A 24,045-nucleotide genomic window follows, 5' to 3' on the forward strand; every position below is an offset into this window, starting at 1 on the left:
CTACTTGCATGTATTAGGCACGCCGCCAGCGTTCATCCTGAGCCAGGATCAAACTCTCATTAAAATAATTGTTTGTCTTAAACTCATTCTGTCACTGACAGATTTATTGTTTTTTTCATTGTTCAGTTACTATAACTTCCGTTATAGCGCCCTGCACATTGGTTCGTCTTGTTCAGTTTTCAAAGGTCTTTGTCGCTCTCGCGCGACAACTATATTAGTATATCACGACCATGAAATCTTGTCAATATCTTTTTTCTATTTTTTTGAATTTTTTGTTGTTTTTTTGATTTTAGAAACTTTATCTTCTTATAATATAGGAAAGCTCCTGTATGTTGTACAGGAGCTTTCCTATTGTATTAGCTTATTTTTCTTTGACTTCAAGAAGTCCTACATCTCCATCTTCGCGACGGTAGATGACGTTTGTTGTGTTATCTTCCACATCTTTGTAGATGAAGAAGTCATGTCCCAATAGTTCCATTTGCAGGATGGCTTCATCTAGTTCCATTGGTTCAATGTCAATCGTTTTTGTTCGGACAACTTTTTCAAGAGCAACACTTTCCTCAACCAGAGCGTCTGTAAAGATTTTGCTGGTTGCAGATTTGCTACGATTTTTCTTTTCAATTTTTGTTTTATTCTTTCGAATTTGACGTTCAATCTTATCAACTACCAAGTCGATTGATCCATACATATCTTGAGAAACATCTTCTGCACGAAGTGTAATGGAACCAAGTGGAATCGTGACCTCAACTTTTGCAGTTTTTTCACGATAAACTTTTAGGTTTACGCGGGCATCCAATTCTTGCTCTGCTTGAAAATATTTTTCAATTTTTTCGAGTTTAGAAACGACATAGTCGTGAATGGCTTCTGTTACTTCTAGGTTTTCACCACGGATACTATATTTAATCATATAAGTACCTTCTTTCTAAACGTTTTTCTTTTTATATCTATATTATAACGCTTTCATTTTATTTTTGCAAATATATTTTTGATTATTCTATCTTGCCAATGAAAAAGATCTTATTTCTTTCACCCCGTTTACATGTAACATCTCTTTAGCTCTTTCGATTGTTGCTCCTGTTGTGTAGATATCATCCATTATCATTATTTTCTCCGGCCAGCTTTTGTTTTCAAGCTCTTTTCGTTCAAAGGCTTGTTCTGCTTTTAATCTTTCTTTTTTATTTTTCTGTGATTGGGCTTTTGTATCCTTTTTTATTAATAGGTCTTGATAAGGGATTCCTGCAGATTCTAATATAGCTGTTACCTGATTAAATCCTCTCTTCTCATTTCTCTTATCGCTTAAAGGTATTGGAACAATGGTATACCCTTCATACTTTTTTAGCTCTGCCTTCATTTCTTCAGCAAATAGACAAGCTAACAATTGGTCACCTTGAAATTTGTACCTTTGAAAATATTCCTTCATCTCTTCATTATAATAGTAGAGTGCTCTATGGTTCACCTTCTTTCCTTTTCGTTTCCACTCTTGGCAATCTTCACAAAAAGTCTCCGTGCTTTTTTTACAACAAGTCTTGCAGCCAGCTTCACTAATTGGGTCAAACTTGTTTTTACAGTTGTCACACATCGTTGGATTATCCTTTTTCATTAGGATGAGGCTCCTTAAGGATTCTTGATTGAAAATCTTTTCATCACATAGTAAACAATTACTCAAAAACCTGCCTCCCGATTCATTTCTTTTATTTCTTTAATAGCTTGCGTCATCTCTTTGCTACTACCTTCTGCCAAGTATAGTAATTCTCCTGTGGGTCTTTCCATACTTCTTCCCACACGACCAGCGATTTGAACTAGAGCGCTCTTGGTAAACAATCGATGGTTGGCCTCAATTACAAACACATCTACTTTCGGGAAGGTGACCCCCCGTTCAAGAATGGTCGTTGACACAAGGATGGTGATTTCTTGATTGCGAAATTTTTCTACCAGTTCCAACCTATTATCCGTTTTTGAGGTTACCAGTTCGATGATTTCATTCTTGAATGCCCTTCTTAATAGGTTGAGGATTTTTTCTCCTAATTCGATTTCCGATACAAATAGGATCAGGGGGAAGGAGGTCTTCCGTTGTTCTTTTATTAGCTTGAGCAACTTCCTTGGCACTTGTTTCTTTTCTACTTTTTTTCGTAGATTTTTTAACCATACTTTCTTAGGTACCACAAGGGGATTACCGTGAAATCGTCTGGGTAGGCTAACGCGTTTTATCTCCTGTTTTTTGACTTTTTTATCCAATTCTTCTGTAGAGGTAGCAGTCAAATAGATGAGCTTCCCATTTTTGGTTACGGCATTTGAAACGGCATGATAGAGAACGGGGTTGTCAACAAAAGGAAAGGCATCGACTTCATCGATTATGAGGAGATCGAAAGCTTGGTAGAATTTTAGTAGTTGATGAGTAGTGGATATGACAAGAGGCGTTCGAAAATAAGGGTCTGAATCACCGTGCAACAAGGAGATAGGACAGGAAAAGTCCATCGTCATCCGTTTATACAATTCAATACACACGTCAATCCTTGGTGTAGCAATGCATACACATCTCCCTTTTTTAATCGTTTCCGCCACCACTTGGTACATCATTTCCGTTTTACCTGCTCCTGTAACTGCGTGTACCATCATCGGCTTTCTATCTGTTAAGGATTGAACCAACTCTTGAGAAACCCGACTTTGAAATGGCGTTAAGGTCCCCTGCCATCTTAAAGTTTTTTCTTGTGGAAAGGCTTGTTGGGGAAAGTAATAAAGTGATTGATCACCTCTAACTCTTCCCAATTGAATGCAGGCTCTACAATAGTAGCTTCCTATCTGTAGTTTCCATTTGCTTTTATCAATCTTAGTCCCACACCGATTACAAAACAAGCCCGTCTTTTCCTCTACCATAGCTGGCAGTTCTTGGGCTTGTCCAAGCAGTTCCACCTCTAGTTGTTCTTGGGTGAACAACCTTCCATAACAATCTTCAACTCTCATACTTATATATTCGTAAAAACTCGCAGTTTTGTGAGTTTTTTTGTAAAATAAGTGTATGGAATACAAGACATTTAAAGAGGACGGCCTCGTCCAAGAAGAAATTAAAAAATCTCGCTTTCTTTGCCATGTTAAACGGGTCTATACTGAAGAGGAAGCTCGCGACTTTATAGCTGCTGTCAAGAAAGAACATTACAAGGCAACTCACAATTGCTCCGCATTTGTAATAGGCCAACAGTTTGAGATCAAACGGACCAGCGACGACGGAGAACCGAGTGGTACTGCCGGCGTTCCCATGCTAGGTGTGCTGGAAAATCATGAATTGACCAATGTCTGCTGCGTTGTCACTCGTTATTTTGGTGGGATCAAGCTAGGCGCAGGCGGTCTGATCCGTGCTTATGCCGGTAGCGTCGCTCAGGCTGTGAAAGAAATCGGTCTCGTTGAAATCAAGGAGCAAGTTGGGTTAGGGATTAGCTTGACTTATCCCCAATACCAAGAGTTTGCGAACTTTTTATCCGCTCACCAATTAACAGAATTCCAGACAAACTTCACCGATGCTGTCTTTAGTCTGATCTATGTAGATAAAGAGCAAAAAGAAGATGTGATTGCGGACCTGATTGATTTTTACCACGGAAAAGTTGAGATTAGTGATCAGGGATTAAAGGAAGTGGAAGTTCCTATCCCGTTATAAAAAAAGGCTATCGCATCGATAGCTTTTTTATATTTTACAAACCTTCTTACTGGCGGTATACTGGATACACTAACAAAGGAGTGTATATCGTATGCCAATCTATGAAAATATTACAGAATTAATCGGAAAAACACCTATTGTAAAATTGAACCACTTGGTACCTGAAGGAGCTGCTGATGTCTATGTTAAACTAGAAGCCTTCAACCCTGGTTCATCTGTCAAAGACCGGATTGCTCTTAGCATGATTGAAAAAGCAGAACGAGATGGTCTTCTTCAACCAGGTTCTACTATCGTTGAAGCAACCAGTGGGAATACAGGAATTGGTTTGTCATGGGTCGGAGCTGCCAAAGGGTATAAAGTCGTTATCGTCATGCCTGAAACTATGAGTGTTGAACGCCGCAAAATCATTCAAGCTTATGGAGCTGAACTGGTCTTAACTCCAGGTAGTGAAGGAATGAAAGGCGCTATCGCTAAAGCAGAAGAAATCGCTGCAGAACGAAACGGTTTCCTTCCCCTCCAATTTAACAATAGCGCAAACCCAGAAGTACATGAAGCAACAACAGGACAAGAAATTTTAGAAGCTTTTGGACCAAATGGATTGGATGCTTACGTCAGTGGTGTTGGAACTGGTGGAACTATTTCAGGTGTTTCTCATGCCTTGAAAAAAGTCAACCCAGCTGTCCAAGTCTATGCAGTCGAAGCAGATGAATCCGCGATTCTTTCTGGTGAAAAACCTGGACCACACAAAATCCAAGGATTGTCAGCAGGTTTCATTCCAGAAACGCTGGATACCAATTCTTATGATGGCGTAATCCGCGTCACTTCTGAACAAGCTTTAGAATTAGGTCGCTACATTGGTGGAAAAGAAGGATTCTTAGTCGGAATTTCATCTGCTGCCGCTATCTATGCAGCAATTGAAGTCGCTAAAGAGCTTGGAGCTGGTAAAAAAGTCTTGGCTTTGGCACCGGATAATGGGGAACGTTACCTTTCAACTACTCTTTACGATTTTGAACAAGAATAAGAAAGAGAGTGGGACAGAAATCGGTAATTCGTTAGAATTCGATTTCGTCGTCCCACCTCCGCACAGTTGAGTAGGGCTCTACTACTGCGTCTTGCTCGACAATCCAAAGACAATTGAGAGGCTGGGACTTTTGTCCCAGCCTCTTTTTCTTCTATCTGCAGAAACAAATTCTTATTTTCCCTGACCGGTATCACTCAAAAATTCTTTACTTTCTTTAATCCAAATAGGTAATTGCTTGGCTAATGGAGTAAAACCGATCTTATGGCGATCATTTGAAAAACGATGATGGCGAAAATGCTTTCTGTTCCCAGCTTCTAAGGCTCGAAGGGACAAGCTAGCCTTCCCAGAGTATTCATCTATATCAATAACCTGAGTACAAACTTGATCCCCAATTTTTAAGATATCATGAATGTTGTCGATATATCCACTGCGGATTTCAGAAATATGGATCAAACCGGTTCCCCCTGTCTCTAATTCAACAAAGGCTCCATAAGGTTGCAAGCCTGTCACAACACCCTTGAGTTTATCTCCGATTCTCATGCCTCTCCCTCAATGTCAATCGATTCCATGACCACATCTTCTTTGGGTTTGTCCATGGCACCTGTCTCAACTGCCGCAATTGTATCCAATACTTGATAAGAAGCTTCATCCATCAACTGACCGAAAACTGTGTGACGACGGTCCAAATGAGGAGTCCCTCCTTCTTCTGCATAAATCTCTGCAATAGCTTCAGGCCAACCACCACGGGCAATTTCCTTTTTAGAATAAGGAAGGTGTTGGTTTTGAACAATGAAGAATTGACTGCCGTTGGTATTTGGACCGGCATTGGCCATGGATAGCGCACCACGGATATTGTACAACTCTTCTGAGAATTCATCTTCAAAAGACTCTCCATAGATAGATTCTCCACCCATACCTGTTCCAGTCGGGTCCCCACCTTGGATCATAAAGTCTTTAATAATGCGGTGGAAAATCACTCCGTTGTAATAGCCATCTTTTGCAAGTGCAATAAAGTTTGCTACTGTTTTCGGTGCTTGATCAGGGAAGAGACGAATCTTCATATCTCCATAGTTGGTATGAATCGTCGCAATTGGTCCTGTCTCTTGATCCATTTTTGTTTGTGGTAAGTGCAATTCTTTTTCAACCATTTTTAACTCCTCTAAGGCATGTAAGATGCCATCTTCTTCTAAATTTTTTGTGACATAATCTGCTTTAGCTTTTAATGCATCCTGGGCGTTTCCCATGGCAATCGCTAAACCAGCATAGTCAAATAGTTCTAAGTCGTTCAATCCATCCCCAAATGTTAAGACATTTTCTGGTTTGAATCCCAATTTTTCGACTACTTTTGAGACACCATGAGCTTTTGATTGCTGATTCAAGACAACATCTGATGAGATTGGGTGCCAGCGAACCAAACGCAATTTTTGCTCCAAATTCTCAGGTAGGGCATCAACTGTTTTACCAGTCTCGAAAGTCCACATCTGATAAATGGGATGTTTGGCAGCAAAATCAGGATCTAATGGTAGCTTTGGATAAATGGGGTCAATAGCCCGACTTATCTCTTCTGTCCGAGTCGAAAGAGCTGCTTGATGACTTCCAACCAAACCATAATGAATCCCTACCTGCTTAGCCCAAGCAATAAAGTCTTGAACAAGTGGATTTGGTACCCTTTCTTCATAAATGACATGCTCCTTACGATCAATCACATAGGAACCATTCAGAGTGACGTAAAAGTCAGGTTGGAGAGCCTTGATTTCTTCTGGCACTCCAAAAATCCCTCTTCCACTAGCAATAGCTGTGTAAATTCCTTTTTCTCGTAATTGAGAGAATACTCTGGTGACCGAAGCCGGAACATAGCCGGTCTCAACGTTTCGTAAGGTATCGTCAATATCAAAAAATACTATTTTAATCTTTTTTGCTTTGTAGCGTGTTTTTGCATCCATGTAGGTCTCCATTCAGTATGCTGTCTATTATAGCATGTTTTTGACTAAAAATCTTCCTGAGAAACCAAGTGATGCTGGAAGGCATAGACCACTGCCTGAGTACGGTCGCTCACTTCTAATTTTGACAAAATATTCGACACATGGGTCTTGACTGTTTTTAATGAAATGAATAACTCATCAGCAATTCGTTGGTTTTCATATCCTTTGGTTAGCAAAGCTAAGATATCTCGTTCACGCGCTGTCAAGTCATCATGGAGTTCCACGTGATTTTTTCGATATTCTACTTTTTGGCTGACCTCTGTCTCAATTGCTAACTCTCCCTGCTCCACCTTGCGAATGGCCCGTAAAATTTCCTCTGCACTAGAGGTTTTGAGCATATAGCCCTTGGCTCCCGCATCCAAGACAGGATAGATTTTTTCATTGTCCAAATAGGATGTCAAGATCAATATTTTTGCATCTGGCCACTCCTTTAGGATCGCGAGTGTCGCTTCAATCCCGGTCATATGGGGCATGACAATATCCATAATGATGACATCTGGTCGCTCTTGTAAGGCTAACTCTACACCTGCTTGACCATCACTGGCTTCTAGGACTTGATCAATCCCATCTTGCATACTTAAATAGCTTTTCAAGCCTAATCGGACCATTTCATGATCATCTACTAGTAATAATTTCATCATCTTCTCCTTCTACTAACGGCACTTTAATATCAATAGCCACTCCCTTTTTGGGACTGGTCAAAATCTTAATCCTTCCTGCCATGTCATCTACTCGATCCTGAATATTCTTCATACCGTAACTTAGTTCACCCAAAGATTCTGGATCAAACCCCACTCCATCATCTGCTAATTTCAGATGGAGAGATTGTTCTGTTTGCAAAAGATAAACATCCAATCGCTTCGCATGGGCATGTTTTAGTGTATTGCTCACTACTTCTTGTACAATTCGAAAAATATGCTCTTCAATAGTTTTTGGTAACTTTTGAACATCGTGTTCAAAATAAACTTCTAAATTACTCTTCTCTTGTAGTTCTCTAAAAATCACCTGAAGACCTTCTACCAAGTTTCGACCTTCTAATTCTGTCGGCCGCAAGTGTAATAAGAGAATCCGCAAATCATTTTGAGCGGTGTTTAGAATTTCTGTGACCCCCTTCAACTGTTGCCCTACTTTAGGGAGTTGAAGAACTTGATCCTGACTGGCTGCACCGGACAAAATCATATTAGCTGCAAATAATTCTTGGCTCACTGTATCATGGAGATCTCGGGCAATTCGCCTGCGTTCTCTCTCCACAATCTCTTCTTCATTTTGCATAACCCGATTTTCTGTTCGTTGCAAATTTTCTGTCAGGCGTTTGAGCTTGCGATCCAAGCGTTGAAACTCTTCATTAATCTCTTTGTTTTCTCCGAGTTTTAGCTTCTTGCCTTCGAGCAAGTTTCTCAGGTTTTTTTGGACAGTGTTCATGATTGTAAATTGAATCAATTTAATCAATAGAATCATCAAAATAGTCAGAGCAACCGTCAAACCAAAGCCGATAAACAGAAAAGCACGCAGTTTGGATAAATCTTCCAATAGATAAGTCCACTGAAAGTCGAAAAGACCAAAAATAGAATGGATAATAACAGCTAGAATTAAGACCGTATAAAGGAAGATTAAAAGATAGTCTGTTCGTTTCATCCTCTGACGACCTCCACATCTCCTACAATCCCCGCAATAACAAGCTTCACTGTTCGATGGGAACTTCGATAATTCGGTGTCTCCATGCTTACTGTCTCATTTCTCAATTTCCTAGGTTTTTGAGAGAAGAGGCGCAATTCTCCATATAAGGTATTTACCTGCAAGCTCAGCTCCACATCCACCGGCAAAATAATTTTCGTATTGCCAAACATCTTTCTCATGATGATGACATTGTCATGATTCACAACAATCACTTCGTCTAAGTGGATCGTATCCTTCCCGAATAAACGTGTAATCGTTAAATCGCGAAAATGGCAGTTTACCTTTGAAAAATGATGCAGATCCCCAATCCAAGGCGTTTTCTCTTGTCGGATTTCTACATCTTCCTCATAATCTATCTTCACTTCTTCGTTTTCACGGTAAAAATAGGGATAAGCCACCAGCATGGCATAGACGACGGCAAACAAAAGCGCAGCAATGACATAAGGATTTAACATGACAATAAAAAACAGCAGAATGCTGGATGCCACTAAAAGAAAGTTACTCCGCTGTTTTCCGATGTAATAATACAATAAAAGCAAGCACAGAACCACGATTAGGACGATACGAGATATATTTCCCGCCAAAATAGTGATTGCAGCCATGGTGAGTAACAAAGCTTCAACAAACACAAACAATTGAATCTTCCACATAATTGAACCTCTCCATTCCATTTTATCAAAATTCTAAAGGATTCGCTTCCGCCTCTAGAAGGATTCATTCCAACTCTCTCTTTACTAAAAAACCAGACCGATCGGGTCTGGTTTTATAAGGTCATCATGTTAAGATTCTGGTTCAGTAGTAGCCGAAGGTTCCGTATTGGAATGGGATTCTACAGTTGTAGAGGTTGAACTTTCTGATGAACTACTTGAAGCTTTCGTGCTACTTGATGATTCTGTCTTCGGTTCGTATACGGTTAAGACAATGCGAGTCTTTTTAATATCGATGCTCGATTGAGCTTCTGGAGTCTGACTCACAATTTGACCTGGTAAGACTTCTACACCAGCCGGAAGATGCGATGTGGTCTTCCGTTCAATATTTGCTTCCTTCACCCCGTAAATCTGTACGAGATTAGAGACAGCAAATTCATAATTAGAACCAACATAACTTGGTAACTCAATCGAATTACTTTCCTTCGATACTTTCAGAACAACCTTGGTATTAGAAGTCAAATCATATTTTTGACCACCAGCAGGAGATTGCTCAAGCACGATTCCTGGCTCCACTTCATTGGTCTCGACTTCTTCAATCGAAATCAGCTTGCTAGAAAGCTTATAGGTGGTTTTCAGATCGTTTTCCGCATCTTCTCTAGACCTACCAGTATAGTCCGGCATGTCAAAGGTGCTTGGCCCTTTCGAGACAACCAAATCAACCTTGCTGTTTTCCTTTTTCTGAGCTCCTGCATTTGGATTGGTACGGATTACATAGCCCTCCAGCACCGAATCACTGTATTCTTCTTTTTCGTCTCCCACTTGAAGATCCTGATCTTCAATGATAGCCCGAGCTTCTGCTACCGTTTTTCCAGATACATCCGGCACTGTTTTGTTGGCTGGACTCATATAAAGAAGAAAGGCAAAGGCAGCTAGTACCAAAGCTAGGGCGACAAACAATACCTTGTAGCGCGTCCGCAAACGACGACGTGGCTTATTTTTTGGAGAAACTGGAGCTATTCGATCCTCTGAAGCCACTGGTCGGTCCTCATGAACTGCAGGACGAGCTTCCGATGTTGGAAGTGGAGCCGGTTTTGGAACCACGTTCACCTTTGGTAAGGTCTTGGTATCCGCTTTTGAAGCGTCATCAAAGACTAATTTTTTCTCATTACGGCGTTCATAAGATAGACAACTTGACAAGTCGACATACATTTCAGCTACCGACTTATAGCGATCGGATAGTTTCTTTGCTGTGGCCTTAATCACCACATTTTCCAAAGCCTGCGGAACATTTTTGTTCTCTTCAATGATGGACGGAAGTGGTTTTTGGAAATGTTGCAGCGCAATGGTCACTGCACTATCCCCATCATAAGGGATATGACCCGTCAGCATTTCGTAGAAAATGATCCCCATTGCATAGATATCACTTTGAATAGAAGCCTTCGATCCTCTGGCTTGCTCTGGTGATAAATAATGAACCGAACCTAACATAGAGTTGGTCTGGGTGAGACTGGTCTCTGCAAAGGCTACTGCAATCCCAAAGTCAGAAACCTTGGCATTTCCGTCCGATGTTAAAAGGACATTTTGAGGTTTCAAATCACGGTGAATAATGCCTTGCGTGTGCGCCAAGCGCATAGCAAGAAGGATTTGCCCCATCAAGCGAACAGCTTCTTCATTTGAGAGAGGAGCATTTTCTTTGATATAGCGTTTCAAGTCCAAACCAGCGACATATTCCATCGCCAAGTATTGTTGGCCATCTTCTTCACCGATATCCGTGATCCGAACGATATTTGGATGATCCAAATCTGCCATCGCTTTGGCCTCTCGTTGGAAGCGAGCAACTGCAATTGGATCTGTTTGGTAATTGGTCCTCAGTACTTTAACTGCAACTTCTTCACCATCTAAGATTAAATCCCGAGCGAGGTAGACATCTGCCATTCCTCCACGCCCGATTTGGCGGATTATCTTATATCGTCCGGCAAAAATTTTGCCGATTTGAATCATGCCATATCCTCCTCAGCAAAGCGAATCAGTACAACTGTAATATTGTCCAAACCGCCAGCATTATTCGCAAAGCGAATCAAGGTTTTTGCCTTTTCTTCAATCGATAAATCGCTGACAACGATATCACGGATTTCATCGCCAGAGATCATATTGGTTAATCCATCACTATTGATAACAATGAAATCTCCCGCTTCAACCGTAACCATACCAAAATCAGGCTGCAATTCATCTTTTTGTCCAATGGATTGGGTGATGATATTGCGTTGGGGATGATGCGCTGCCTCTTCTTCCGTAATCTGTCCTGCCTTGAGCAAGGCGTTTACTAAAGAATGGTCACTGGTCAATTGATGGTATTCCCCATTACGCACGAGTCCAATTCGGGAATCCCCTACATGCGCAAATAAGACTTGGTCATCAATAACGGCAACAGCTTCGAGAGTTGTTCCCATTCCTTTATGTTCTTCATCTTGACCAATGCGATGGATCTGCTGGTTTTCTTTTTCCAGATACTCCGCAAACCACTCTCTGACTTCGTTAATGGTGCTGATTTCAGTCGCTACCCAAGCAGCGCCGAGATCGGTAACAGCCATCTCACTAGCAATATTACCAGCACGATGCCCCCCCATCCCGTCAGCTAGGAAAACCATGGATTTTCCTGCTTTATTTTTATATTGATTTGCATAGTCTTGGTTATTTGTCCGTCTTTGACCTACATCGGTTAAGATAGAAATTTCCATACTGTCCGTATCCTCCTGAGATTACGATATTCTTCGAAAACGACTAATAAAGAAACCATCGCTTCCATACAATTCTGGTGTAATTAAAATACAGCCATCTTTCAGAATATCTTTTCGTTCATGATCTAATGGCACGAGTTCAAAATTTGGATGGGTTTCTAAAAACTGGTCAACCACATCAAAATTCTCTTCTCCTATAATTGTGCATGTACTGTAGACTATTATACCATCTTTTCGCACACTTTGACAAACTCCATCCAATATTTCCAATTGAATCGCCTGTAGAGACGCAAAGTCAGCATTGTCTTTATTGTACTTGATATCTGGCTTACGGCGGATCAAACCAATCCCAGAGCAAGGGGCGTCTACTAAGATTTTATCAAAGGCATCCGCTCCAAAAGCTTCAAAGACCTGGCTGGCATCCAGTTTTTTTGTCTGAATTTTATCTGCAACTCCCAGACGTTCCGCGTTTTCCTGAATTAATTGGAGCTTATGATCGTACAAGTCCAACGCTGTGATCCTCCCATCGACTAGATAAGAAGCTAGATGGGTGGTCTTGCCCCCAGGTGCTGCACAGGCATCTAATACCTGGTCTGATGGTTGGATCTCTATAGCCGGAGCCACCAATTGACTGGTCTCATCTTGAATGGTTAATTTCCCTTGTTTGAAGTAATCAGAGCCCGCAAAATAGCCATTCTCCTTTACGAGGGCAGTTGAAGCCAATAAAGAATCAGAGGCCTGCAATCGCTCTTTGATCTCTTCTTTTTGGTCCAGGTCGACAACTCGAACACTAGCCTTGTTGCGGACATAGAGACTTTCAAAAATCGCAATGGCCCGCTTTTCACCATACTCGTCCATCAACTTTTTCACCAACCAAACCGGAAGAGAATAACGGATCGAAAGTCGTTTGTTGATTCGTTTAATCTGGTCAATCGATGGAAGCCCCTCTCGTAGCATTTTCCGCAAGAGAGCATTGACATATTTTTCGCTCCCCTTCTTCCGTTGCTTGGCAAGCTCTACTGCTTCATGGACAACAGCATGGGGAGGAATCTTCTCCAGATAGACGAACTGATAGAGGCTCATCAATAAAAGATGATAAATCCATGGATCCACCTGGTCCCGATCAGCGACAAAGTGCGACAGATACCATTCCAAGGTTAGCTTGCGTGAAACCGTCCCATAGACGATTTCGGTTACTAGACTTTTATCTACATCTGACAAGGTCGCCTTAGTCAGGACTTTTTTGAGGGCGATATTTGAAAAAGCACTGTCCTGGAAAATCTCTCCTAGAGCAGATAGGGCTACTCCTCGTGCAGTCTGCATCTTATTTACCAAATTGATCACCTACTTGCAGTTGTCGCCCCAAACCATTTAAGAAATCTCCGACAGCCATCTTGGGTTTACCAGCTGGCTGAACAAGGGTCAAGGCCAGGGCTCCCTCACCCGTCGCAACAAGGATTTCATTTTTATGAAGAGCCAAAATTTCCCCTGGTTCTCCTTGACCTTCACACGGTTTTGCTTGGTAAATCTTGAAGCGTTCACCCTTCCATAGAGTATGGGCGACTGGCCAAGGATACATACCCCGAACTTGGTTAAAGAGTTCACGGTTGGTTCGTGTCCAATCCAGGCGTTCTTCTTCCGGCTTGATATTGGGAGAGAAGGTGACTTGTTGGGGGTCCTGCGGTTGTGGCTTAAGTTCTCCCGCAAGGTAAGCCGGTAGAGTTTCTAAGAGAAGATCCCGACCGACAAGAGCCAATTTCTCAAATAGGGTCCCCACATTGTCTTCCTCTAAAATAGGGATGGCGCGAGAGGAAATCATATCTCCAGCATCCATCTCTTTGACCATTTCCATGATGGTCACACCAGCTTCTTTATCCCCATTCATGATGGCATAATGAATAGGAGCTCCACCACGGTATTTTGGAAGAAGGGAAGCATGCACGTTGACAGAAAACTTCATCGCCTCTAACAAACGACTCGGCAAGAATTGTCCAAAGGCTGCTGTGACAATCCCGTCTGCTCCCAAAGCCAATAAGTCTTCTAGTTCTTGACTTCCAGATAGTTTCTCCGACTGATAGATTGGCAAGCCTGCTTCTAAAGCCACTTCTTTTACTGGCGTCATTCGGATTTCTTTTTTCCGGCCAACTGCACGATCTGGTTGGGTCACAACGGCTAGAATTTCATAGCGTTCATCAGAAATCAAGCCTTTTAAGACTGTAGCTGAGAAATCAGGCGTTCCCATAAATAGTATTTTTGTCATTTTTTCTCCTTCTACATAAAACTTTGCGGTTCATTGTCAATGCTGACTCGAAGATCTTGATTTTCCCGCTCTTGAGTATAGTCCAAAATCTGATTTAAAACCTGTGGCAAATGGTCTTCAAACCGGTACTTCAACAGGATTTGATAATGGAACAAATTATGCGTGCGAGCAATCGGTTTTGGCGTTGGTCCCAAGATTTGGACCTGATCGGACAGACCTGCTTTCAACAGGTCCATCACCTGATATGCTTTTTTAACCACGACCTCTTCTTGTTTGTGAGAGAGGGTTAAACCTACGGTGTAATAATAAGGTGGATAGCCTAATTGGTGGCGCACCTTCATTTCATAGGCATAAAACCCTTCATAATCTTGGCGTTTCGCATATTCAATGGCATAATGATGAGGATTATAGGTCTGGATCAGAACCTGTCCTTCTTTATCCGCACGACCAGCCCGCCCTGCCACCTGGGTTAACAGTTGGAAAGTCCGCTCTGACGAGCGAAAATCAGGCAAATTTAGAGCTGTATCAGCATTGAGGACACCGACTAGCGTTACATTGGGGAAATCCAAGCCCTTGGCAATCATTTGGGTCCCGAGCAAAATATCCGCTTGTCCTTGACCAAACTGATCCAACAAAGCCTCGTGACTCCCTTTTTTCCGAGTAGTATCAACGTCCATCCGCAGAATACGAGCCTCGGGGAAAATTTCTTGTAGCTCATCGTAGGCCTTCTGGGTCCCCGTCCCGTAATAACGAATCGATCGACTTTGACAATTAGGGCAGACTGTTGGAATGGCCTTGTGGTAATTACAATAATGGCAATCCATCGTCTTGGTATCCATGTGAAGGGTCAAGGAGATATCACAATTCGGACAGGTATCTACCTGACCACACTCCCGACACATCACAAAGCTGGAATAACCCCGGCGATTGAGCATGAGGACAACTTGCTCTTTTCGCTGCAGACGTTCTGCTATCGCTTCTAGCAACTTAGGTGTATAGGTTCCGGATTCCTGCTGGCCAATATAATCTCTGAAATCAATCACTTCCACCTCTGGAATACGAGCAAGAGGATTGGCTCGTTGGGTCAATTGAAGAAATTCATAGACACCTTTTCCTGCACGGGCTCGTGTTTCTAGACTAGGTGTCGCCGACCCCAAGACCAAAACAGCCTGGTGATACTGAGCCCGAAGTAAAGCTACTTCACGCGCATGGTAGCGAGGATTGCTATCTTGTTTATAGGTAGCCTCATGTTCTTCATCGATAATAATGGCCCCTAGGTTCTTCAGAGGTGCAAAGATGGCAGACCGCGCTCCTACGACCACTTGAGCTTCTCCACGTTCAACACGTCTCCACTCATCGTATTTTTCACCGTTGGATAGACCTGAATGAAGAATGGCTACCCGATCCCCAAAGCGAGAAATGAAGCGACCCGTCACTTGAGGTGTCAAGGAAATTTCGGGAACTAACATAATAGCTGTTTTTCCCTTTCCTAGCACCTCTTGGATGATTTGGAGATAAACCTCTGTCTTCCCACTTCCTGTCACTCCTTCTAGCAAAAAAGGTTTGGAAGGTTGCCCGATTTTGCTGGTTACCGCTTGAACGGCTCGTTCTTGTTCAGCATTTAGAACCAAGGCCTCTGTCGACTCTTTGTCTTTAAAGTAGGTTGCTGCACGATTGACTTCTTTCTCAAAAATCAGCAAGGCTCCCTGATCAATGAAATAGTTCACAACTGGACGAGAGAATTCCGCCAATAAATCACTCAAAGGCGCATCCACTTCTTGACTTTGGACAAACTCACGCAGGGCCAAGCGCTTTTTGGCATTCTTGGCGATTTCCAAATTTTCAAGTAGGTGATGATTTACTCGATACCATTTTTCTGTTTTGATATGTTTACGATCCACTGCTTGGTATTCTACTTCCAACTCTCCCTTACGAGTCAGTCGCATCATTCGTGCTTGAGCATCAATATCCAAAGAAGAAAAGGCCAAGCTAGTCGCTGTTCCAAAAATGTCTTCTCGATCCTCTGGCGATAACAGTTCTGTCGGATGGAGAATTTTGTCATAGGAAGAATTTAAAACACTCGGTAGCATGGCTTTCAAGAGGGTGATTTTGTAGGCAAAAACCGTCTTTCGCAACTGATCTGCTAGCCAAAATTGCTCCTCTCCTAGAACCGGTTGGTAGTCTAAGACCTCCACGATACTTTTCAATTCTTGATCTTTAACTGCTAGAGTGGTCTCTTCAAGGCCAACCACAATCCCTTGAATGAGCCTATTTCCCTTTCCAAAGGGAACATGCACCCGCATTCCTTTTTCCAAGAAAGGAGAAAACTCTTCTGGTACCTGGTAACTATAGGGCTTGTCTGTTTGCATCAAGGGAACATCAACGATGACTTGTGCTAGCATGCTTCCACCTCCTTCCTGTCCTAGCGCTAAATAGCAAAAAATAAGATTGAGCGAACCCAACCTTAAATTTTTTCACCATCTTCTTTTTCTTTCGCGATTTGTTCTTTAATTTTACGCTCTTCTTCTTCTTTACGCAAGCGTTCTGCTTCGATTCGACGACGAACCGCTTCACGCTTAGCTTCTGGATCTGGGTGAATCACCACATTTCCTGATTCAATCTCTTCCAAGGCACGCAAGGTAGATTTTACTGATTGAAATTCTTGAGTAGGAGTTGCACCACTCTCTAACTCATGAGCTCGTTTGGCTTCAAGAATAACCAAAGAGTATTTTGACGGTACTTTATCCAACAATGTGTCAATAGATGGTTTTAACATCATAATCTTTTTACCTAATTCCTATTCTAAATTATCGAACCACTTGAGTGGCTTTGGGAAGCATTTCTTGGTAGTGACCAATGACCCGATCAACACGGAAATGTTCTGCCTCAATCACACGTTTGACACGTTCCGCAGCCAAAGGTACTTGATCGTTGACAATGGCATAATCGTACTCACGCATGAGGGCAATTTCTTCTTTTGCTTTTTCGATCCGCTGGGCAATGACTTCAGCACTGTCTGTGCCACGTCCAACCAAACGATCTTGCAACTCATCCAAATCCGGAGGAGTCAGGAAAATGAAGACGGCATCTGGTACCTTTTTCTTGACCTGCAAAGCCCCTTGAACTTCAATTTCAAGGAAGACATCGATCCCTTTGTCGAGGGTTTCGTTCACATAGGTCAAGGGAGTCCCATAGTAATTGCCAACATATTCAGCATATTCGAGCATTTGACCTTGACGAATCAACTCCTCAAATTCTTCACGTGTCCGGAAGAAATAATCTACTCCGTCCACTTCGCCTGGACGTTGTGCACGCGTTGTCATCGATACTGAGTATTGAAATTGATTATCTGAGCTTTCAAAAATCTCACGTCTAACCGTTCCTTTCCCAACACCTGAGGGCCCTGAGAAAACGATTAATAATCCTCGATCCGCCATTTTATCTCCTTCGCTGTCTTTCTATCTAGTGTAACAAAAATAGAAAGATTTTTCAACAGATTTTTCCTTGAGGCAAGGCCCTAACCACTTCTCTACCAATGAACCATCTCATCTGTGCTAACCCATTTTTAACACGACTCACAAAAAAATAGCCAACTAAGGTTGTTCCACCTTCGCTGACTATCTTTTATATATGGCTTTTAACAAGCTCTATTTTGCATAATCAATGGCACGTAATTCACGAATAACGGTTACCTTGATGTTACCAGGGTACTCCAAGTTGGACTCAATCTTCTCACGGATATCATGAGCCAAGATGGTCAACTTATCATCCTTGACTTCTTCAGGGCTGACCATAATTCGAATTTCACGACCTGCTTGCAAGGCAAAGCTGGTCTTAACTCCCTCAAAGCCATTTGCAATTTCTTCAAGATCTTGCAGGCGTTTGATGTAACTTTCGAGAGACTCGCTCCGAGCACCTGGACGCGCCGCACTCAAGGCATCTGCTGCTGCGACAATGACTGCAATGACACTTTCTGGTTCAACATCACCATGGTGACTGGCAATCGTATTGACAACAACTGGATGCTCTTTGTATTTACGAGCTAATTCAGTACCAATTTCTACGTGGCTACCTTCTACCTCGCGGTCGATGGCTTTACCAATATCATGAAGGAAACCAGCTCGACGAGCCAAGGTAGCATTTTCACCAAGCTCACTCGCAATAATACCAGATAACTTAGCAACCTCAATGGAGTGACGCAAGACGTTCTGTCCATAAGAAGTTCTGAATTGCAAGCGTCCCATAATCTTCATCAAATCAGGATGTAGATTTGGTGCGCCAATTTCATAGGCTGCTGCTTCACCATATTCACGAATCCGTTGGTCAATTTCCAAACGGTTCTTCTCTACCAACTCTTCAATCCGAGCTGGATGGATGCGACCATCTTTCAAGAGACTTTCCATGGTCATTCGTGCGATTTCCCGACGAATCGGATCAAATCCAGACAAGGTGACTACTTCTGGTGTGTCGTCAATAATCACATCCACACCTGTCAAGCTTTCGAAGGTTCGGATATTTCGACCTTCGCGACCAATAATCCGACCCTTCATTCCATCATCTGGTAAATGAACCGTTGAGTTGGTCTGTTCTGCCACAAAATCCCCAGCCATCCGTTGCATGGCTTGAACCAGGATATCTTTTGCAACTTTATCTGAACGTTCTTTTACTTCCACTTCTGCTTCTCGAATTCGAGTCGCAATCTCTTTGGAGAGTCGTTCTTCTGTTTGCGTTAAGATAATATCACGTGCTTCCGATTGAGTCAGAGAAGCAATTTTTTCTAATTCTTCTTCTTTCTTCTTTTCTAGCTCATGTAATTGTTCTTCACGCGCATCAATGTGTTTAGTTCTATCTGAAAGACTTTGCTCTTTTTGTTCAAGAGCTTGCTCTTTGCTCGTAAGATTGTCATCTTTGCGATCAAGATTATTTGAACGTTCCGCCAAGCGGGTTTCTAATTGTTTTAATTCTTGACGCTCTGACTTAAACTCAGCATCGACTTCTTCTCGATATTTTCTGGCTTCTTCCTTTGCCTCCAAAAGTGCTTCTTTTTTAAGTGAACTAGACTCGTGCTTAGCTTCTTTCAAAATCAAATCAGCTTCGCGCTCAGCCTGTCCACGTAAATTCGTTGCTTCTTGTTCAGCATTTAAAAGAGTAAGTTCTGCAGCCTCTTTCGATGCTTTCATCTTGACTGAGATCCCTACATATCCAATGACTAAACCAATGATTGCGGCAAAAACAATTGCAATTCCAAATTCCATGTTTTTACCCCTAATCTAATGAATAGTTGAATTAAAAAATTCTTTATTATTTTATCATATTTTTACAAAATTAACAAACAAATTTTCTAGCGAAAACTAATCTATTTCTGCTATTATTCTAATGCTTCTTTCCCTTGATTCTAACGGGAAAACACCCTAAAAACAAGCTTCTGAATCTTATTTCAACGGCTACTTGCCTCTCTCTTCTCTTGTGTTTTCTTCCAGCGCCAATTGTGCTATAATCAAGAAAAAAGAAATTGAGGAAGATACATGACGAAAGAAGTTATTGTGGAAAGTTTTGAACTAGACCACACTGCTGTAAAAGCCCCTTACGTCCGCCTAATCGGAGAGGAAACTGGACCAAAGGGAGATGTTATCTCAAACTATGATATCCGCTTGGTTCAACCAAATGAAGACTCTATCCCGACTGCTGGTTTACATACGATTGAGCACCTATTAGCTATGTTGATCCGTAAGCGCATTGATGGGATGATCGATTGTTCCCCATTTGGGTGTCGTACTGGATTTCATATGATTATGTGGGGTCAGCACGATCCAAAAACCATTGCACAAGTGATTAAATCTTCTTTAGAGGAAATTGCTGAAGCAACAAGCTGGGAAGACGTCCCAGGAACGACGATTGAATCTTGCGGAAACTATAAAGATCACAGCCTCTTTTCTGCCAAAGAGTGGTGCAAATTGATTCTAGAACAAGGTATTTCTGACGATCCATTCACACGCCATATCGTATAAAAAACAAAAGACTTCTCTTTCAAAGAGAAGTCTTTTTTAATTCTTAATAATCCAATGCATCGGAATGGCCTTTTCCGTTTCCGACAAAGTAGCCTGTTTTAGCATTGATACTAAATAAATAAGTTCCATCTGGCTTAAAGAGGTTATAATAACCATTGCCATTGATGATATTCACGCGCTCCAAGATGTATTGATCTCCAACGATATGGCCACGTTCCCGAGCAATCTTCAGAATCTTCTCCAAGATACCAGGGTTAAAGGTCCATGCAGGATTGTTTACATCGTCTAGTGCCGCCTGATTGTATGGCACCCGGCTCAAGTTTCGTTGAAGTGGCACACCAGTACTTTGAAGACCAAAGCCAGAATAGCCTGGGTTCACTCCGCCTATCGTGTTGCCTTCAGTAGCTGGGGCTGGTGTAGGAGCTGGACTGGTAACCGTTCCAGAAGAAGCTGCACTTCCGCCGGTAGCACTGCCTCCACCATCTGTCACAGGTGCTGGAGTGGCAACTTGTTGTGATCGTCCTTGAGCTGCAGCATCCTTCAACAATTGGTTCAACTGTGTATTAGCTGTTGACGCATCTGAAAAGACTGCATCACTCTTTACCTGCGCCTTAGTATCAATGGCCCCATCCTTAATAACTGGGCTGGTAAACTGAGAGTTTACTGTTTGAATAGCAGAAACCTGCTTCACCAATTCATCGTATTTACTTTTGGCCGCATCGTATTCTTTGGTGTCTTTCAATTTTTCTAAACTGGCTTTTAGTTTTTCCAAATTACCAAAAGAATCATTTTTCAGCTTCGTCTGCGTGTCATCTGTAAAGAAAGCTGCATACTGATCGTTAAAATCCTTCAGCAAAGTCTCTGTATTCGCACTCGTTGAGGCAGAAGAACTAGAGGACTTCTTGCTAGATGAGCTAGTAGAAGAGACCACTGTCGTTTCCCCTTTAGACTGGTTACGGATCCATTGATAAGACAACCAACTAGCCGTAGCAACTGCTGTCAGAGCTAAAACTGAAAACAGAATTGGTTTTACCCGGCTCTTTTTCGGTTCTTCAGGAATCTCAATTTCTTCATCCACATATGGTTCTGTTGGCTCTGGACCAAACTTAATTTTTGCAGGGCGTTCCCCAGGAATTGGATCTGGAATGCGAGTAGACGCGCCTTCTTTTTGACCTACTTCAGCCGGTGCTACTTCCTTCACTGGCTCTTCACTTGGAATCGGGTCCGCCGCATCCACAGTGGCTGCTTCCTCTGCCTCAGCCAACATTTCCTTCTTCATGACGATGGTATCAAACTTATGAGCTTCGATTTCGTCACGGTGCTGTTTGATGTATTTATCGAGGACATTATCTGTTTCCTTGACCCCTGCTTCGATTTCTTCAGCTTTGCGGTTTGCTTGGCCAATCGTCATCTCTTTGGCGTCCTTAAAATCAAGAACTGACTCTGCCTCTTGGCCCAACTGCTGTTTATCTTCTTTTGTCATATGTTTCCTTTCTCACTAGTCGCTTGTCGACGTACCCGCTCCCCAAAGAACTGATACAAGTCAACCTTTAAGGTTCCGTTATATAATTTTCTTTTTTTATCCGCTTGTCGCCCAAACTTCTTTTCAAAGTTTTCATCGCTGGTCAGGATAAATTTGCTCCAAGTCTTCAAGGGCTCAAAGACCTCTCCCATTTCAGCGTACAATTTTGTCACCCCTGCATCATCGGATAAGCGTTCACCATACGGTGGATTGGAGATAATGACCCCATTAATCTTATCTGAACGCAGATCTTGCACCCGCATTTGCTTAAAGGTGATGTCGCTCGCAACACCCGCTTTTTGAGCATTTTCTTTGGCAATCTCAACCATCCGCGCATCAATATCGGTTCCCATGATGTCTAGGACAAGGTCCCGATTGATTTTTTTACTAGCCTCTGTGCGAACTTCTTGAATCAGACGATTGTCGATCCAATTCCACTCTTCAAACGAGAAAGTCCGTCTCAAGCCCGGTGCTATCTGGCGAGCCATCATCGCTGCTTCGATACAGAAGGTTCCTGATCCACAAGTCGGATCAACCAAGGGCTTGTCTGGGTACCAATTGGAAAGTTGAAGAATGGCTGCCGCCATATTTTCCTTAATAGGAGCTCCCCCTTTTTCCGTCCGATAACCACGTTTGAAGAGGCTACTACCAGTCGTGTCAATCAGGACAGTAGCTTGGTCTTTAAGGATCGATACTTCGATCTTGAACTCTGCTCCATTTTCTATTAGAGGAACACCTTCTGGTCGGGCATAGTGTTTTTGCAACTTTTTGACAACTGCCTTTTTCGAAATCGCTTGTACACTCGGTTCGTTATGCAGTTTGGATTTGACACATTTTGCTTTGGAGATAGGGAAACGCGCTCCTAAAGGGAGGTATTGGTCCCAATCCAAGGCAAAAACTCCTTGAAAGAGTTCTTCAAAGGTACGGGCAGGAAAGGATCCTACGACGATCTTGATTCGGTCTGCAGCCCGCAACCAAAGATTGGTTTCGATGATTGCACGAACATCGCCTTTGAAACGGACTCGTCCATTTTCCACTTGGCAATCGTAGCCGAGCTCTCGTAATTCACGCCCAACCACTGCTTCTAATCCAGCAGCAGCTGTCGCAATTAATTCAAATTGTTTTTTCATTTGTTCCTCATTGTTTAAAAAAGGAGGTTGAGATTTCTCTCCCCCTCACCACCTATATGCAATTTTCTATAAGCCATGTTTTGTTCCAGAAATGACTAGGTACCATTTCCTTCGATAATCATCTGTCTACTGTTTCCAGTCAGAATGCTATGTTCGTTTCCATGCATCCCATGCCCCGACCAAAGTTTGGGTTGCTAGCTTGAGGGGTTTACCGCGTTCCACTTTTTAGGTTTCCCTAAAAACTACGTCACTGTGGCACTTTCAGAGCTAGTAGAACTTATCCTAAGACTTAGCCCGTTCGCTCGCCGTAACTTGAAGATCAAGTCCCTAGGCTTATGGATTCACCTAGCACAAACACTACAGGCATCACAGCCTGTGCTAGCATGGACTTTCCTCATGAGAGAAAGCTCTCACGCGATTATCCAAAAATTGCACGATTCATCTTTTATGTCTTAAAAATCACGATCTACGACTTGTTTCCCGAAGACTTCTTTTTCAAGACGATTTAAGCGTTTCAAAATATCGAAGTTTGTCGTAGTAGTGACCTGAGGAAACTCATGCTTTGGAGCAGATTCAGGAACTGATGGACTCGGAGTTGCTTGGCTCGTTTTCTTCGCTAATTCTTCACGGAGCCGAGCATTTTCTTCTTTCAATTCCTTCACTAAGGCAGCATAGGTTTCATAGTCTTTGATGACATCATCCAAAAACTCATTTACCTCAACTTTACTAAATCCACGAACTTCTTTTTTGAAATCTTGATCAAAAATATCTTTCGCAGTAAAAATAATACTTGCCATCATTCTCTCCGTTCTAGTTAATCATAATCATTATATAAAAAATAAGGAGCAAAAATCAAGGTAAACCACTTATTTTTCGTAAATTTTTTCTTCCACTTCATTTAAGTCATCAAAGTTTAATCTTTTGACATGATACTGATCCTTTTCTAGCATCATTTTGTAAAGATATTTGAGATTTGTTTCATGTTCTGGATCGTAAAATAAATAGGCACCATCTGTATTTTCTAACAAAAACGTATTGTATTCTTTGAATTGACCTGGCTGGCTATAAGAGGGATAGGCATATTTGACAAAATTAACCTGTTTAAAGCGACTGAGGACATCTTGATTGGCCCCATTCCAGTTTTCTCCTTGATTTTCAAACATAAAAATTGTGGCCAACTGTATCTCGTATTCTTTTTTTAATTCCTGAGCAACCTCTAAAACCCAAGCTTCAAAACCTAAATTCCCTGTAAAAATCAACCACTTGACTCCCTCTTCCAAAAAACGGACTAAATCCCTACGAATCGCTTCTTTAATTATTGGAAGTCGGGGGTCCTTAGCTGTCAGAATTCCCAATTCAAATGCCTTATAACCTGTAATCAGTAAACTATTCATTATTTCCCCTTCCT

The 24,045-nt window shown here is 42.1% G+C and carries 23 protein-coding genes, 1 rRNA gene and 1 other RNA gene; 3 read left to right on the plus strand and 22 right to left on the minus strand.

Annotation, left to right across the window (positions count from 1 at the left end; translation table 11 throughout):
- The 4 genes from FJR71_RS09475 to FJR71_RS09490 form a co-directional block, all read right to left on the minus strand.
- A 16S ribosomal RNA gene (locus FJR71_RS09475) occupies positions 1-64 on the minus strand; the annotation flags it as partial.
- A gap of 297 nt (positions 65-361) precedes the next feature.
- Positions 362-907, minus strand: coding sequence for a ribosome hibernation-promoting factor, HPF/YfiA family (gene hpf / locus FJR71_RS09480; RefSeq protein ID WP_006596830.1), 546 nt, complete (start codon positions 905-907; stop codon positions 362-364).
- An 87-nt stretch (positions 908-994) separates the two neighbouring features.
- On the minus strand, positions 995-1,600 hold the full coding sequence (locus FJR71_RS09485; protein WP_246040160.1) for a ComF family protein: 606 nt from the start codon (positions 1,598-1,600) through the stop codon (positions 995-997).
- 62 nt (positions 1,601-1,662) lie between these two features.
- On the minus strand, positions 1,663-2,961 hold the full coding sequence (locus tag FJR71_RS09490; protein ID WP_140814815.1) for an ATP-dependent helicase ComFA: 1,299 nt from the start codon (positions 2,959-2,961) through the stop codon (positions 1,663-1,665).
- Positions 2,962-3,016: 55 nt separating this feature from the next.
- Here FJR71_RS09490 and FJR71_RS09495 point away from each other — a divergent pair, with 55 nt between their 5' ends.
- Complete coding sequence (locus FJR71_RS09495) at positions 3,017-3,649, plus strand: YigZ family protein (protein ID WP_140814817.1); 633 nt, start codon at positions 3,017-3,019, stop codon at positions 3,647-3,649.
- Positions 3,650-3,740: 91 nt separating this feature from the next.
- Positions 3,741-4,670 (plus strand): cysteine synthase A, encoded by a 930-nt coding sequence (cysK, locus tag FJR71_RS09500; RefSeq protein WP_023027743.1) that lies wholly within the window; start codon positions 3,741-3,743, stop codon positions 4,668-4,670.
- Positions 4,671-4,841: 171 nt separating this feature from the next.
- On the opposite strand, the gene FJR71_RS09510 is transcribed toward cysK, so the two are convergent.
- From FJR71_RS09510 to FJR71_RS09570, 13 genes are all read right to left on the minus strand, one after another.
- On the minus strand, positions 4,842-5,210 hold the full coding sequence (locus FJR71_RS09510; protein ID WP_140814820.1) for a S1 RNA-binding domain-containing protein: 369 nt from the start codon (positions 5,208-5,210) through the stop codon (positions 4,842-4,844).
- A complete protein-coding gene (locus tag FJR71_RS09515) occupies positions 5,207-6,613 on the minus strand; it encodes a bifunctional Cof-type HAD-IIB family hydrolase/peptidylprolyl isomerase (RefSeq protein ID WP_140814822.1) in 1,407 nt (468 codons plus the stop codon). Before FJR71_RS09515 ends, FJR71_RS09510 begins: the two co-directional genes overlap by 4 nt.
- A 44-nt stretch (positions 6,614-6,657) precedes the next feature.
- Positions 6,658-7,290, minus strand: a complete 633-nt coding sequence (locus FJR71_RS09520; RefSeq protein WP_048691919.1) for a response regulator transcription factor — start codon at positions 7,288-7,290, stop codon at positions 6,658-6,660.
- Complete coding sequence (locus tag FJR71_RS09525) at positions 7,268-8,287, minus strand: envelope stress sensor histidine kinase LiaS (RefSeq protein ID WP_140814825.1); 1,020 nt, start codon at positions 8,285-8,287, stop codon at positions 7,268-7,270. The genes FJR71_RS09520 and FJR71_RS09525 overlap by 23 nt, the downstream gene beginning before the upstream one ends.
- Positions 8,284-8,979 carry a cell wall-active antibiotics response protein LiaF gene (gene liaF, locus FJR71_RS09530; protein WP_126403855.1) on the minus strand — a complete coding sequence of 232 codons (696 nt, stop codon included), beginning with the start codon at positions 8,977-8,979 and terminating at the stop codon, positions 8,284-8,286. The genes FJR71_RS09525 and liaF overlap by 4 nt, the downstream gene beginning before the upstream one ends.
- Positions 8,980-9,108: 129 nt before the next feature.
- On the minus strand, positions 9,109-10,980 hold the full coding sequence (pknB, locus tag FJR71_RS09535; protein WP_140814827.1) for a Stk1 family PASTA domain-containing Ser/Thr kinase: 1,872 nt from the start codon (positions 10,978-10,980) through the stop codon (positions 9,109-9,111).
- Entirely contained in the window at positions 10,977-11,717 is a 741-nt protein-coding gene (locus tag FJR71_RS09540; RefSeq protein WP_048691932.1) for a Stp1/IreP family PP2C-type Ser/Thr phosphatase, read from the minus strand. Before FJR71_RS09540 ends, pknB begins: the two co-directional genes overlap by 4 nt.
- Before the next feature lie 21 nt (positions 11,718-11,738).
- A complete protein-coding gene (gene rsmB / locus FJR71_RS09545) occupies positions 11,739-13,052 on the minus strand; it encodes a 16S rRNA (cytosine(967)-C(5))-methyltransferase RsmB (protein ID WP_140814829.1) in 1,314 nt (437 codons plus the stop codon).
- Positions 13,042-13,977, minus strand: a complete 936-nt coding sequence (fmt, locus tag FJR71_RS09550; RefSeq protein WP_140814831.1) for a methionyl-tRNA formyltransferase — start codon at positions 13,975-13,977, stop codon at positions 13,042-13,044. The genes rsmB and fmt overlap by 11 nt, the downstream gene beginning before the upstream one ends.
- Positions 13,978-13,988: 11 nt before the next feature.
- The gene (locus FJR71_RS09555) at positions 13,989-16,379 is read right to left on the minus strand and encodes a primosomal protein N' (RefSeq protein ID WP_140814833.1); all 2,391 of its coding nucleotides are present in this window, start codon (positions 16,377-16,379) and stop codon (positions 13,989-13,991) included.
- 62 nt (positions 16,380-16,441) lie between these two features.
- On the minus strand, positions 16,442-16,756 hold the full coding sequence (rpoZ, locus tag FJR71_RS09560) for a DNA-directed RNA polymerase subunit omega (RefSeq protein ID WP_006596845.1): 315 nt from the start codon (positions 16,754-16,756) through the stop codon (positions 16,442-16,444).
- 28 nt (positions 16,757-16,784) lie between these two features.
- Positions 16,785-17,414 carry a guanylate kinase gene (gene gmk / locus FJR71_RS09565; protein WP_006596846.1) on the minus strand — a complete coding sequence of 210 codons (630 nt, stop codon included), beginning with the start codon at positions 17,412-17,414 and terminating at the stop codon, positions 16,785-16,787.
- Between the two features lie 210 nt (positions 17,415-17,624).
- Positions 17,625-19,232, minus strand: coding sequence for a ribonuclease Y (locus tag FJR71_RS09570; protein WP_125329912.1), 1,608 nt, complete (start codon positions 19,230-19,232; stop codon positions 17,625-17,627).
- 270 nt (positions 19,233-19,502) lie between these two features.
- Here FJR71_RS09570 and FJR71_RS09575 point away from each other — a divergent pair, with 270 nt between their 5' ends.
- Positions 19,503-19,985, plus strand: coding sequence for an S-ribosylhomocysteine lyase (locus FJR71_RS09575; protein ID WP_006596848.1), 483 nt, complete (start codon positions 19,503-19,505; stop codon positions 19,983-19,985).
- Between the two features lie 43 nt (positions 19,986-20,028).
- On the opposite strand, the gene FJR71_RS09580 is transcribed toward FJR71_RS09575, so the two are convergent.
- From FJR71_RS09580 to FJR71_RS09600, 5 genes are all read right to left on the minus strand, one after another.
- Positions 20,029-21,468, minus strand: a complete 1,440-nt coding sequence (locus FJR71_RS09580; protein ID WP_140814836.1) for a cell division site-positioning protein MapZ family protein — start codon at positions 21,466-21,468, stop codon at positions 20,029-20,031.
- Positions 21,465-22,637, minus strand: a complete 1,173-nt coding sequence (locus FJR71_RS09585; RefSeq protein WP_048789441.1) for a THUMP domain-containing class I SAM-dependent RNA methyltransferase — start codon at positions 22,635-22,637, stop codon at positions 21,465-21,467. The genes FJR71_RS09580 and FJR71_RS09585 overlap by 4 nt, the downstream gene beginning before the upstream one ends.
- Positions 22,638-22,701: 64 nt before the next feature.
- Positions 22,702-23,067: RNase P RNA component class B (gene rnpB / locus FJR71_RS09590), an RNA gene on the minus strand.
- 22 nt (positions 23,068-23,089) lie between these two features.
- Positions 23,090-23,434 carry a cell division regulator GpsB gene (gpsB, locus tag FJR71_RS09595; RefSeq protein ID WP_006597079.1) on the minus strand — a complete coding sequence of 115 codons (345 nt, stop codon included), beginning with the start codon at positions 23,432-23,434 and terminating at the stop codon, positions 23,090-23,092.
- A 69-nt stretch (positions 23,435-23,503) separates the two neighbouring features.
- Positions 23,504-24,031 carry an SLOG family protein gene (locus tag FJR71_RS09600; protein ID WP_140814923.1) on the minus strand — a complete coding sequence of 176 codons (528 nt, stop codon included), beginning with the start codon at positions 24,029-24,031 and terminating at the stop codon, positions 23,504-23,506.
- Positions 24,032-24,045 lie beyond the last annotated feature (14 nt).

The sequence above is a fragment of the Streptococcus xiaochunlingii genome, from assembly GCF_006385805.1.
GTDB lineage: Bacteria > Bacillota > Bacilli > Lactobacillales > Streptococcaceae > Streptococcus > Streptococcus xiaochunlingii.

Coding starts and splice junctions, on each gene's coding strand:
- FJR71_RS09515 (WP_140814822.1), bottom strand. CDS start 6,613: ATGGATGCAAAAACACGCTACAAAGCAAAAAAGATTAAAATAGTATTT.
- gmk (WP_006596846.1), bottom strand. CDS start 17,414: ATGGCGGATCGAGGATTATTAATCGTTTTCTCAGGGCCCTCAGGTGTT.
- FJR71_RS09585 (WP_048789441.1), bottom strand. CDS start 22,637: ATGAAAAAACAATTTGAATTAATTGCGACAGCTGCTGCTGGATTAGAA.
- FJR71_RS09485 (WP_246040160.1), bottom strand. CDS start 1,600: ATGAAAAAGGATAATCCAACGATGTGTGACAACTGTAAAAACAAGTTT.
- FJR71_RS09580 (WP_140814836.1), bottom strand. CDS start 21,468: ATGACAAAAGAAGATAAACAGCAGTTGGGCCAAGAGGCAGAGTCAGTT.
- FJR71_RS09490 (WP_140814815.1), bottom strand. CDS start 2,961: ATGAGAGTTGAAGATTGTTATGGAAGGTTGTTCACCCAAGAACAACTA.
- fmt (WP_140814831.1), bottom strand. CDS start 13,977: ATGACAAAAATACTATTTATGGGAACGCCTGATTTCTCAGCTACAGTC.
- FJR71_RS09495 (WP_140814817.1), top strand. CDS start 3,017: ATGGAATACAAGACATTTAAAGAGGACGGCCTCGTCCAAGAAGAAATT.
- FJR71_RS09570 (WP_125329912.1), bottom strand. CDS start 19,232: ATGGAATTTGGAATTGCAATTGTTTTTGCCGCAATCATTGGTTTAGTC.
- FJR71_RS09575 (WP_006596848.1), top strand. CDS start 19,503: ATGACGAAAGAAGTTATTGTGGAAAGTTTTGAACTAGACCACACTGCT.
- liaF (WP_126403855.1), bottom strand. CDS start 8,979: ATGTGGAAGATTCAATTGTTTGTGTTTGTTGAAGCTTTGTTACTCACC.
- cysK (WP_023027743.1), top strand. CDS start 3,741: ATGCCAATCTATGAAAATATTACAGAATTAATCGGAAAAACACCTATT.
- gpsB (WP_006597079.1), bottom strand. CDS start 23,434: ATGGCAAGTATTATTTTTACTGCGAAAGATATTTTTGATCAAGATTTC.
- FJR71_RS09555 (WP_140814833.1), bottom strand. CDS start 16,379: ATGCTAGCACAAGTCATCGTTGATGTTCCCTTGATGCAAACAGACAAG.
- FJR71_RS09520 (WP_048691919.1), bottom strand. CDS start 7,290: ATGAAATTATTACTAGTAGATGATCATGAAATGGTCCGATTAGGCTTG.
- FJR71_RS09540 (WP_048691932.1), bottom strand. CDS start 11,717: ATGGAAATTTCTATCTTAACCGATGTAGGTCAAAGACGGACAAATAAC.
- pknB (WP_140814827.1), bottom strand. CDS start 10,980: ATGATTCAAATCGGCAAAATTTTTGCCGGACGATATAAGATAATCCGC.
- hpf (WP_006596830.1), bottom strand. CDS start 907: ATGATTAAATATAGTATCCGTGGTGAAAACCTAGAAGTAACAGAAGCC.
- FJR71_RS09600 (WP_140814923.1), bottom strand. CDS start 24,031: ATGAATAGTTTACTGATTACAGGTTATAAGGCATTTGAATTGGGAATT.
- FJR71_RS09510 (WP_140814820.1), bottom strand. CDS start 5,210: ATGAGAATCGGAGATAAACTCAAGGGTGTTGTGACAGGCTTGCAACCT.
- FJR71_RS09525 (WP_140814825.1), bottom strand. CDS start 8,287: ATGAAACGAACAGACTATCTTTTAATCTTCCTTTATACGGTCTTAATT.
- rpoZ (WP_006596845.1), bottom strand. CDS start 16,756: ATGATGTTAAAACCATCTATTGACACATTGTTGGATAAAGTACCGTCA.